The sequence below is a fragment of the Nostoc sp. genome, assembly GCF_041747015.1.
GTDB lineage: Bacteria > Cyanobacteriota > Cyanobacteriia > Cyanobacteriales > Nostocaceae > Nostoc.
On sequence record NZ_JBGTFY010000070.1, the window covers coordinates 95,110 to 105,881 of the forward strand.

At 39.9% G+C, this 10,772-nt stretch carries 14 protein-coding genes; 9 read left to right on the forward strand and 5 right to left on the reverse strand.

Features of this window, described 5'->3' with window-relative positions; all coding sequences use genetic code 11:
- Window positions 1-60: 60 nt before the first annotated feature.
- Window positions 61-552 (forward strand): crossover junction endodeoxyribonuclease RuvC, encoded by a 492-nt coding sequence (gene ruvC, locus ACEW80_RS05565; RefSeq protein WP_373525635.1) that lies wholly within the window; start codon window positions 61-63, stop codon window positions 550-552.
- Window positions 553-878: 326 nt separating this feature from the next.
- Here ruvC and ACEW80_RS05570 read toward each other — a convergent pair whose 3' ends face one another.
- Entirely contained in the window at window positions 879-1,550 is a 672-nt protein-coding gene (locus ACEW80_RS05570) for a LuxR C-terminal-related transcriptional regulator (RefSeq protein WP_373525636.1), read from the reverse strand.
- A gap of 100 nt (window positions 1,551-1,650) precedes the next feature.
- Between ACEW80_RS05570 and ACEW80_RS05575 the strand changes: the two genes are divergently transcribed.
- The 3 genes from ACEW80_RS05575 (at window position 1,651) to ACEW80_RS05585 (ending at window position 3,162) form a co-directional block, all read left to right on the forward strand.
- Window positions 1,651-2,307, forward strand: coding sequence for a DUF3386 domain-containing protein (locus ACEW80_RS05575; RefSeq protein WP_373525637.1), 657 nt, complete (start codon window positions 1,651-1,653; stop codon window positions 2,305-2,307).
- Window positions 2,308-2,479: 172 nt separating this feature from the next.
- Window positions 2,480-2,797, forward strand: a complete 318-nt coding sequence (locus ACEW80_RS05580; protein WP_373525638.1) for a hypothetical protein — start codon at window positions 2,480-2,482, stop codon at window positions 2,795-2,797.
- Entirely contained in the window at window positions 2,794-3,162 is a 369-nt protein-coding gene (locus ACEW80_RS05585; RefSeq protein ID WP_373525639.1) for an aspartyl protease, read from the forward strand. Before ACEW80_RS05580 ends, ACEW80_RS05585 begins: the two co-directional genes overlap by 4 nt.
- Before the next feature lie 245 nt (window positions 3,163-3,407).
- Here ACEW80_RS05585 and ACEW80_RS05590 read toward each other — a convergent pair whose 3' ends face one another.
- The 4 genes from ACEW80_RS05590 to ACEW80_RS05605 form a co-directional block, all read right to left on the reverse strand.
- Entirely contained in the window at window positions 3,408-3,779 is a 372-nt protein-coding gene (locus ACEW80_RS05590; RefSeq protein ID WP_373525640.1) for a hypothetical protein, read from the reverse strand.
- Window positions 3,780-4,241: 462 nt separating this feature from the next.
- Window positions 4,242-4,613, reverse strand: coding sequence for a hypothetical protein (locus tag ACEW80_RS05595; protein ID WP_373525641.1), 372 nt, complete (start codon window positions 4,611-4,613; stop codon window positions 4,242-4,244).
- A 179-nt stretch (window positions 4,614-4,792) separates the two neighbouring features.
- Window positions 4,793-5,176: a hypothetical protein gene (locus tag ACEW80_RS05600; RefSeq protein ID WP_373525642.1), complete on the reverse strand. Its 384-nt coding sequence runs from the start codon at window positions 5,174-5,176 to the stop codon at window positions 4,793-4,795.
- A gap of 2 nt (window positions 5,177-5,178) precedes the next feature.
- Complete coding sequence (locus ACEW80_RS05605) at window positions 5,179-6,060, reverse strand: hypothetical protein (RefSeq protein ID WP_373525643.1); 882 nt, start codon at window positions 6,058-6,060, stop codon at window positions 5,179-5,181.
- Window positions 6,061-6,506: 446 nt separating this feature from the next.
- On the opposite strand from ACEW80_RS05605, the gene tmk reads away from it, so the two are divergent.
- The 5 genes from tmk (at window position 6,507) to ACEW80_RS05630 (ending at window position 10,548) form a co-directional block, all read left to right on the forward strand.
- Entirely contained in the window at window positions 6,507-7,142 is a 636-nt protein-coding gene (tmk, locus tag ACEW80_RS05610) for a dTMP kinase (protein ID WP_373525650.1), read from the forward strand.
- Between the two features lie 159 nt (window positions 7,143-7,301).
- Entirely contained in the window at window positions 7,302-7,733 is a 432-nt protein-coding gene (locus ACEW80_RS05615) for an MAPEG family protein (RefSeq protein WP_373525644.1), read from the forward strand.
- A gap of 102 nt (window positions 7,734-7,835) precedes the next feature.
- Complete coding sequence (gene mnmE / locus ACEW80_RS05620; protein WP_373525645.1) at window positions 7,836-9,230, forward strand: tRNA uridine-5-carboxymethylaminomethyl(34) synthesis GTPase MnmE; 1,395 nt, start codon at window positions 7,836-7,838, stop codon at window positions 9,228-9,230.
- Between the two features lie 168 nt (window positions 9,231-9,398).
- Window positions 9,399-10,169 carry an SDR family NAD(P)-dependent oxidoreductase gene (locus tag ACEW80_RS05625; RefSeq protein WP_373525646.1) on the forward strand — a complete coding sequence of 257 codons (771 nt, stop codon included), beginning with the start codon at window positions 9,399-9,401 and terminating at the stop codon, window positions 10,167-10,169.
- Window positions 10,147-10,548, forward strand: a complete 402-nt coding sequence (locus tag ACEW80_RS05630) for a hypothetical protein (protein ID WP_373525647.1) — start codon at window positions 10,147-10,149, stop codon at window positions 10,546-10,548. The genes ACEW80_RS05625 and ACEW80_RS05630 overlap by 23 nt, the downstream gene beginning before the upstream one ends.
- The last annotated feature ends 224 nt before the right edge of the window (window positions 10,549-10,772 follow it).

Consider the following 10,772-nt stretch of genomic DNA (forward strand, 5'->3'; position numbering starts at 1 on the left):
TTGTCGAGATTGCCAGTATTCGCAGTAAAACAATACCCTGGCTTAGTAAAAGTGAATTTAATGGAAAAACGAATTTTAGGATTAGATCCAGGACTGGCAATTTTAGGATTTGGGGTAATTAACTGCACACAAGTTCCCAACAAGGTGCAAGAGACTTCAGTCAGTATGCTGGATTTTGGCGTAATTAAAACGTCGGCAGATGTAGAAATGGCACAGCGCCTATGTACCTTGTTTGATGATTTACACACCCTAATGGAGGAATTTCAACCAGATTTAGTGGCGATCGAAAAACTATTCTTCTATCGTATGTCAAGTACTATCGTCGTTGCCCAGGCGCGGGGTGTACTTATTTTGGTGTTGGGGCAGCGTCGTCTTCCTTATGTAGAGTTTACACCTGCTCAAATTAAACAAGCTTTAACAGGTTATGGCAATGCGGATAAGTCGGAAGTGCAAGATGCGGTGGCACGGGAGTTGGATTTGGCAGAGATTCCTAAGCCGGATGATGCTGCGGATGCTTTAGCGGTGGCTTTGACGGCTTCGTATCAGTTGTAGGTGTGTATAAAAACAATAAACTTTATATAGAGCGATCGCTGTAATAGAATATGATTTTTGGAAAGTCCCGTTCCTGAGAATGGCGATCGCACCCTATATTTTGGCTCTCCCCCATCTCATTTACGTCATTGAACTGACGTACCTGCTGTTTTTGAAGATGGCGAAGGAAACCCGCACCGAAAACTTGCTTCCTGAGGGTTACCGCTGGGACGATCTGGAAAGCAAAGCAGCACTCGACCGCCTAGAGTTCTACAAACTGTTATTAATCCACCTTGGTAGTCGCGGTTCCACGCTTGTTAAAGAAATTTTTGCCAACGCCAATTCCTCTATGAAACTTGCATATCTTGCAGCTTGGCCACCATTTCCGCGCGCGCTGAAACTTTCAATTTCCGAAACATCCTCTTCAGGGCTTGTTTGACAGAATTTTGTGTAATCCAAAGTTTTTCTCCAATTTCCGTGTTCGTTAAACCCTGCGCCACTAATTCGGCAATTTCTAACTCCCGCGCTGTTAGAGGATTTACTAACAGGGAAGTGGATATTTGGGGTTTTGCCCGTAGGGTTGCCATCTTTGCTGACAAATGAATGCATAAGGCACTCAGATCAGCTAAATCGTTGCCATTAAAAGCAGGATTTCCCCTGTCGCGGGCTAAATTAAAGGTTCCGACAAGACGACCATCGCAAACAATCGGCCCAGTCATTACGTGTTCGTGGTCAGAACGCGAACAAAAATGCTTCCAGTCTGCTGGTGATAACAATAACTGCTCATGAGCGGGAGCATGACGCTCAACTACGTAGCGCCCGACTGGATTGCTCTCTAAACAGACTGCGGGAATGCCGTGAATATCAATGTCAGCCGTTGGCTGCTCATTTAGGAGATAGATACCCCAATTTTGGACGCCAAAATGCTCGCCAATTTTATCCACGAGAGCTAGTCTTAATTCTTGCTCATTTCGGACATTAGCGATCGCATGAAACACGGCGTGAAGAGAATTAGCCATAAGTGTACCCAGTTGGGGACTATCCAAGCCTCAACAATTACTTCTATGCTAATACCAAGAAAACTAAAACGCTAATTACAGTAGCGACTAGGAGAAGCACATGACAGTTACACAACTCTCTGCTCAGGAACTTTTCCGGGCTGCTTATGAGAACCGCTATACTTGGGACAAAAATTTTCCCGGTTATACCGCAAATATTACTTTTAAGCAAGATGATCAAGTGTTTACAGGCAAAGTTATTGTCAACGCTAACCTGAAAGCAGAAGTTCTGGATGTAGATGATGAGTCAGCAAAGCAAGCAATTCATGGTCAAACATGGGAGATTGCAATTCACCGCGTCCGCCGCAGCTTTGAAGACACTCACAGCGCTAATACGTTTAACTATGGTAAAACTGACGAAACTGGTGCGGTTGAGCTTTTAATGGGTGGTAAGGCTGAGGGCGATAAATACAAAGTCCGCAATAATGAAGTATGCCATGTTCACCGTCTAATTCATGGTACTTACGTGACAATTGACACTTTCAGCAGTCACGACACTGGAGAAGGTTACTTGTCCCACACTTATGACTCTGTATACCATGACCCCAAAACCGGGGAACAAAAAGGTGGTAAAAGCGAATTTATTGATGAGTACGAAAAAGTTGGTGACTATTTCATCCTGAATCGTCGAGAAATTCGCACCGAGACAGAAGGACAAGTATCTATTCAGGAATTTGTCTTCTCTAACATCGAATTGTTAGAACCTGTTGCTGCTTAAGCTAGATTATTTAATCTAAAAATTAGCGATCGCTCCCTTAAACTAAAGAGCGATCGCTTTTATTTTTGGCGTTTAGAATTTCAGGCGTAGGCGTAGCCCGTCGTAGACATCGCTTCAGATACAATCAATATATCCAAAGTAAACTGCTTCTATTTAGCAGATAGTAAATAAGATGACACAACTATCTTCTAATCACACACCACGTAGAGGAAGAGTATTTCCAGAACACCAGCTATCACCAGAAGAAAAAGCCCGACGGAAAGCTGAAGACGAATTATTTTATCAGCGTTGTCGAGTAGTATTTGAACGAGTTCAACCAGAGTTAATCAAAGATCACTACAACTGGTTCATTGTTATTGAGCCTGATAGTGAAGATTATTTTATAGATCCAAACGAAGATGTCGCTAGACAAAAAGCTCGTGAAAAATATTCTGATAAAATGCGCCTCATTATGCGCCTCAATGAGAGAGGAACTTGTGGCAGAATATGATTTTTGGAGAATTTAATAGTCAGAGTGAGTTAATCTTTGAAATCGGTTTGGTTACATTGGATGGAGATGTTATACCAGTTAACGCACTTCTAGATACGGGATTCACTGGTTTGCTAGCACTTGATAACCAAGATGCTCTTAGTTTAGGGTGGATTCTCAACATAAATGAACAACGGGATATGCAAACAGCATGGGGAGAAGCACGCTTTAATCTTTATGAGGGAATCGTGCTTTTAGATGGAGAAGAGTTCACTATAGAAGTTTTGGGTGGAGATCATCTAGATAACGTTCTCTTGGGTGTGCGTTGGTTACAGACAAAACGACTATTGGCAGATTTTTTGGCAGAAATTTTGACATTGGGGTAAAGGCGTAGGCTAGCCCGTCGTAGACATCGCTTCAGATACAATCAATATACCCAAAGTAAGTTGGCGAGAAAAATTCAATTCAATGTATATAAATAAATATAAATTGTCTGTAGGGTGTGTTATGCCGTAGGCTAACGCATCTTGAATTGTTGACGGTGCGGCGCTTGGCGACAACACACCCCTACATTGAGACAGCAACTTGTGGCAAAATATGATTTGAGCCAAATCAATGTTTATTCAGACAATCACTCTGCAAGTTTCACCGTTTGGTTGACCACTGGGCGTGCTTTCCGTCGATAATCTGACTTGCGTGTTCCACCAGCCATCCCGTACTCATCACTATTTTTGCCATAGCGAGATGCAACACTCAGCAGCATATGCTCAGAATAAGTATTCAATGCACGTTCTGCATCTTCTAATGCATTCTGCGTCTTATCCATCATTGTTCGCGCTTGATTATGAGTAGCTAACTTCTCTCGTAACTCATGAATCATAGTGTTATAAGTAGGAATTGACAAACCATTACCAAAGTCTAAATTAGGGGTAATTGTCTGTAATCCTTCAATGCGTCGTTCAGCTTTGGTCAGTGCAATGGAGTTTCGTTTTCGTTGCGGCATAAAGTTTTCCTTTTTAAATGAATTTAATATAAAGAACTCTGATAGGGTTTTACACGGAGTTCTTTATATAACATTATGATACGCAATGAGCGAATGCATGAGCCTGAGTGAAGCTACAGAACTTTTAGAGCATTGATACACAGGATAAATGCGGGTATATTTGCTGAGATTTGTTGAGATTAACAGGTTTAGAAGTTCAAAACTTGGTTTAAAAGTTCAAAACTTGATTTAAAAGTTCAAAACTTGGTTTAAAAGTTCAAAACTTGATTTAGAAGTTCAAAACTTGGTTTAAAAGTTCAAAACTTGATTTAAAAGTTCAAAACTTGATTTAAAAGTTCAAAACTTGATTTAGAAGTTCAAAACCAGCTTGTAGGGTGAATTGTTGCAAAGCGCAATGTACCACATCAATCATCGCAAAATAGTATCACCTTATTCTCACTCAACTGCACACCGCTATAAGCTCTATACTTGTAGAAGAATTCGCGCTGCAATGCCAGTTACTTGATGTAGTGCATTTAAAAGTGCAGTTTGGTTTTCGGGTTTTTCTAATTCTTTATTCAAACTGTTAATACTTGCTTCTAGCTCTAATTGAAGACCTTGAATCTGACCAGCAATCTTTTCCAAAATAGCATTTTCTATCTTAGCTCTAGCGACAATTAAATCTGCTCTTGCTTGCAAAAAAGATTTTGCTAAAAACGAGTTTTTTTCTGATGTGCAAAGCGATATAACTTCTTCAAAAGAACCAAGCTTAAATTCAATTTTTATGAGTTCTTTAAGAAGCTCTTCTCGAATAATATCAATTGGCTTTAGCCGTTCGGAAATAAAAGCAGACATTTTTTTGTTTCTCCTTAATAGTTGCAGTTATCAATGCTCGAATTTCAACCTGAATCTACTTTGGATTGAAAGCATTCCCTTTGGGAAAATCGCCCTCAGACTAGAAGTTGCAATCAATTTCTAATCACTAAGTATTTTTTACAAAGTGAAATGCTCCTATTACAATCGGCAAAGTGATTTTACCTAGCCAAAAGAACAATCCTTGAAATAATGCCAATTACCCGCTCTACAGTTTCCAAAATTGTAATTGTGTTGTCTAGCTTTTTTAACTCTTTATTCAAATTCTCAATGCCTAATTCTAAGTCTTTATTAAGTTTTTCAAGCCGTTCAGCGATGCTCAATATTAATGCATCTTGTAGCCTTCGTTTCGCCAGAATAAACTCTGTTCTATCGTCAAAGTATCTATTCAGTTTAGCTTTGTTTCCGTCTACTGCAAATTCACCTTTGAATTTTATCAATGTCTCATTAGAAAGCAGATTTTCTTCTGTTTCTTTTAGTGCTGTGAGCAACATCTGCCTAATTTCGTCAATATCACCTAGACGACTAATAATGATGCTTGTCATACTTACTCCTTGGGTTTTAATTTTTCAATTACAGATAAAAGGTTTTCAATGTCCGTTAACAATGAATCGATCCGCGCACTATTAGATCGACCTTCTACAAAATCTTGAAATATACTTTGAAAATCTCCTAGTGACTGGCTTGCAGTTTCAAGTTCTGCGGCTGTGAGTTCTTGAGTCAACAACTCTCTTCGAGTGGTGATCCAAGCATCTTCACTTTCGATAACTGTCGGTTCGAGCAACGGGTTAATCACAAGTCTCAGTTCTTGTTTCTCTTGAATTTCCTTTAAGTCACCTTTAATTTGAGTACTAAGGGCATTTAGTAACTCCTGCTGTGTTTTTAACTCAAGCATAATAGTTTGATTGCGTTTTTCTAGCTCTTCTTTAAGAGCACCCCGAATCTGAGAACTCACAATCAGTTTTCCAATGCCCTGAAAGACCTCTTGATTTTTAATTAAGTTGTTGTTGTTTATTCTTAAGGTCTGACCTACTATATTTAGATTACCTATCACCCCTCCAATAGCAGTTTGCGTTCGTTCTGGAGCATTAGAGCCAGCTAAATCTTCTAGCAGATGAAAGTATTTACTTAAAAGTCTGTTGTGCTTTTTGAGTCGATTAACCAACTCAATTAGATTGCTATCTGAACCTGAAAGCTTTTTGTAATTATCAAATGTTCGATTAATGTCTCTATCTTGCAATAGAAGCTCTTCAGAACTTTCGTTGATTCGACTTTCAACAGCTATATCTAACAGTTGATTAAGAGCATTGGAATAATTAGTTCCTGCTTGTGCTAGTTTTTTGTATTCATCAGTTGAGCGACAACCACCCAAAAAGGTTGTCATCATTGCTACAGCAACTATTACTGGAAAGTAAATTTTAGTTTTCATCTGCTCCTTTCAAACTTCAACATAGGCAAGAAAATAAAATATAATTTTTGATTGAGAAGCAGGAACATTTTTCCCTTTAATTTAATATTTAAATTAAATAAACCTAGCTTTTCTATATATGCTTTATTTGGGCAAATACATAATATTTTCACCAAATATTTTCTGATAATATCAAAAATCTTTTTTTGGTAAATATCTATGTATTATTTCTTAATACATAGAATTTCTTGATATGATTTGAGGTGAGTACGCCCAAAAAAGCTGTTTGATTGAACAGGTGCAATGAAGTTTCGAGAAAAAGCTTGGTATTCTAAGTTATAAGATGGAATGATAAAGTTAAAAGGCAAAGGCGTAGACCGCACTTCGTTCCTTTGGAGACATCCCTCTGACAGCTATTCTTGATCAAACGTCAGCGAACAAGTTTATTGCAGCAAACTTTAAAAAGCATGGGTGGCAAATTAATTGTATTTGAAGGGGTAGAAGGCTGTGGAAAAACCAGCCAAATGCAGCTTTGTCGTAAATGGTTGGAAAGTCTGAGTATTTCTGTGGTGGTAACTCGTGAACCAGGGGGAACAGAGTTAGGCTTACATCTTCGCCGTTTGCTACTAGAAAAGGCAGAGGATAAACCAGTTGCCCAAGTGACAGAACTTTTATTGTATGCTGCTGACCGATCGCAACACGTCGAACAAGAACTCAAACCAAATCTAGCAGCAGGGAAATATATTTTATGCGATCGCTACACTGACTCTACCATTGCCTACCAAGGATATGGTCGAGGTCTTAACATCGAGTTAATCAATCAGCTTAATTATATTGCTACTGGTGACTTAAAGAGTGACCTAACTATTTGGTTAGATGTTGATGTCGAGGTAGGACTAACCCGCAAACTCGCACACGGAGTAGGACTAGACCGCATTGAACAAGAAGCGATCGCTTTTCATCGGCGTGTTCAACAAGGATACGCAGATTTAGCAGCATCCCATCCCTCACGAATTATGCGGGTAGATGGCAGCTTGAGTCAAGAAGTTGTACACCAAATAATTCAAGAAATTTTGCGTGGACACCTAAAAGATTTACAATAGACATCGCCTCAAATCTTAAATTAGATTAATGCCTTGATTTAACCTTTGCGTTCCTCTGCGTTTAAATTTCACCCCTCAATTTATGCAAAGTTGTACTAACTCGCTCAAAAAATGAGAACATTGTAATTGCTGTTATCTGCTGAGGATTGAGCGACAGCTATGTTTACTTGGAAAATTTACGGAATAACGGTTGTTACTCTATTTCTGAAAATGTTGGCTATTGTGTTACTGCAAGTCAGGAATCGCCATAAGTCCAATACTTTTGATAATCCAGAGGATGTAGCGACCTTTGGTAAAGGCAAAACTACGGTTGCACAAGAGTCTCAATTACTGCAACGCGCCAGTAAAATCCTGAATAATGATAGCGAAAATATTCCGATTTTTCTATTTCTAGCTACTGCTTACGTCAGCCTGGGCTGTTGGGAACAAGGCACATTAATTTATTTCCCACTGTTTGTTTTGTCGCGCGTTGTCCATTCTGTAGCTTATCTACGTGCCATGCAGCCGCTTCGGACTCGTGCTTATCAGCTAGGTCTTTTAGTAATGTTTGTTTTGTCTGGGCATATTGTGTGGGCTGCTCTGCAAAGTTAACTCTTTAACTTTAGCGGTTCTCGTTTAGATGCAACATACCATTTAGAAAGTTATGAGTTATGATTTTGACTCCTAACTTATTAACTCTTATAAAGGGCGCTCATGTCAGAAGTTTTTGCTACTACTGGAACTATAGCCGCGATCGCTACTGCTATTGTCCCCCAACAGGGTAGCGTTGGTATTGTGCGGGTATCTGGTTCTGAAGCAATGGCTTTAGCCCAAACTCTCTTTCATGCGCCAGGGCGACAAGTTTGGGAAAGTCACCGGATTCTCTACGGTTACATTCGCCATCCCCAGACGCAACAATTGGTGGATGAAGCTCTGTTGTTGATCATGAAAGCACCCCGTTCTTACACCCGTGAAGATGTGGTGGAATTTCATTGCCACGGGGGAATTATGGCAGTGCAGCAGGTATTGCAATTGTGTTTGGAAAACGGTGCTAGGTTAGCGCAACCTGGAGAATTTACTCTCCGCGCCTTTTTAAATGGACGATTGGATTTAACTCAAGCTGAAGGTATCGCTGATTTAGTGGGAGCTAAATCGCCCCAAGCAGCTCAAACTGCTTTAGCTGGTTTACAAGGAAAATTAGCTCATCCGATTCGGCAGTTACGCGCCAACTGTTTAGATATTTTGGCAGAAATCGAAGCTCGAATCGATTTTGAGGAAGACTTGCCTCCGTTGGATGATGAAGCCATAATATCAGAAATAGAGAAAATTGCCGCAGAAATAAACAGGTTATTGGCAACCAAAGATCAAGGTGAGTTGTTACGCACTGGTTTAAAAGTGGCAATTGTTGGACGTCCGAATGTAGGTAAGTCCAGCTTATTAAATGCTTGGAGCCAGAGCGAACGCGCGATCGTGACTGATTTACCAGGTACAACCCGCGATGTTGTAGAATCTCAGTTAGTCGTCGGCGGAATTCCTGTACAAGTACTAGATACTGCGGGGATTCGGGAAACAACAGACCAAGTGGAAAAAATTGGCGTAGAGCGATCGCGTCGTGCTGCAAATGCCGCTGATTTAGTCTTGCTTACCATCGATGCTTCATCTGGGTGGACAGAAGGCGATCGAGAAATTTACGAACAAGTACAACACCGTCCGTTAATTCTAGTTATCAACAAAATCGACTTAGTAAAAGAAGACGATAGGAAAAATCTTCAGTTGCAAATTCCAAATCACAAATCTAAGATTGTTACAGCAGCAGCCCAAAATCAAGGTATTGATGCTTTAGAAACAGCAATTTTAGAGATAGTTCAAGCAGGAAAAGTGCAAGCGGCTGATATGGATTTAGCCATTAACCAAAGGCAAGCAGCAGCATTAACTCAAGCTAAAATTTCCTTGGAACAGGTACAAGCAACAATTGCCCAGCAGCTCCCTCTTGATTTCTGGACAATTGACTTACGAGGTGCGATTCAGGCACTAGGAGAAATTACCGGAGAAGAAGTTACAGAATCAGTTTTAGATAGAATTTTTAGCAAGTTCTGTATAGGAAAATAAACCACAAAAACTCTAATTTTGCTAATCTGCGTAGGTTGGGTTAAGCAAAGCGCAACCCAACATTTATTAAGTTACAAATGCGTGGGTAAGGGTTTAGCAATGCTAAACCCCTACGAAAAATCTATATGTATCAAGATTTTCGTGAATTGGTATCAATCCTAAATTAATATGTCTTTTATCGATGAAATTAGTCCTATCAACGCATTGATTGTGGGAGCCAGCCAAGGTATTGGTTTGGGTTTTGTGAAAAAATTGCTACAAGATGACAGAATAGCCAAAGTTTATGCAACTTCTCGTCAACCAGAATCAGCCTCCGATTTAATAGCTCTTGCAAGCGAACATTCTGAGCGATTAATTTGTCTGGCGATGGATATTACTGACGAGTTGCAGATTGTTGAAGCTGTTCAAAAAATACATAACCAAGTTGACAAACTGCATTTAGTAGTTAACTGTGTAGGACTACTGCATGAGGATACTTTGCAACCTGAAAAAAGCTTAAGACAGATTAATTCCGAAAATTTACTGCGCTACTTTCAGATAAATAGTATTGGTGCTATCTTGTTGGCTAAACATCTATTGCCTTTATTTCGTCATCGAGAACGCAGCGTCTTCGCTAGTATTTCTGCTAAAGTGGGTAGTATTGGCGATAACCAACTTGGTGGATGGTATGGCTATCGCGCTTCTAAAGCAGCACTCAATATGTTGATGCGAACTGCGGCAATTGAGTATAAAAGAAGTTGTCCTAAAGCATTAATAGTGACACTGCATCCTGGTACAACTGATACGCGCCTTTCCCGTCCTTTCCAGAGAAATGTACCTGCGGAACAATTATTTTCAGTGGAACGTACCGTTACCCAATTATGGGCTGTAATTGAACAGCTTCAAGAAGATGATAGCGGACAGTTTTTATCGTGGAATGGCAGCAGATTGCCTTGGTAACTGCGTTACGCTGGTGCTAATTCAACCTACGTTACTTGTATCTAAGCCTATGAAATTTTTTGTCCCAGCAGCTAAGGACGATATTAAAGCGGAGCAGGTGTATAGTGCAATCGCTCAGTCTGTTAAAGCACCAATAACCAAAAAGCGTGTTTGGAAGTTACAGTGGCGTGAAAACGAAACAGATATAGAGTGCGAGGTAGGTAAACCTTTACCATCCTTTTATCAAACAGGAAAAGAGTTAGTTCTTGCAATCTTTGATTGTGAAAACCTTTATAAGATTTGTACTCTTAGCCGTGGAGGAGTAAAGGGAGAACCTATTTTGGTTGGAAAGAATTTTCAACCCTCAGCAATATATTTTTTAGATAATGTCAATAACTAACTCTGTATATGCCAATACGGTTAAATTAAGGGTTATTGGTGTAGATAATTGGTCTTTGAAGACGCGATAAATTGCGTCTCTACATAGGGCTTGCTGAACAAAAGTGAAACATAGTCTAGGTAAGGGTTTTGAGCATTTTTTCACCAAGCAAGTGCAAGACTATAGCATCCAGAGGTTCAAAAACCTTGCACTTTCGTCGGCGAGCGCCGGGCAAATTGGGAAAC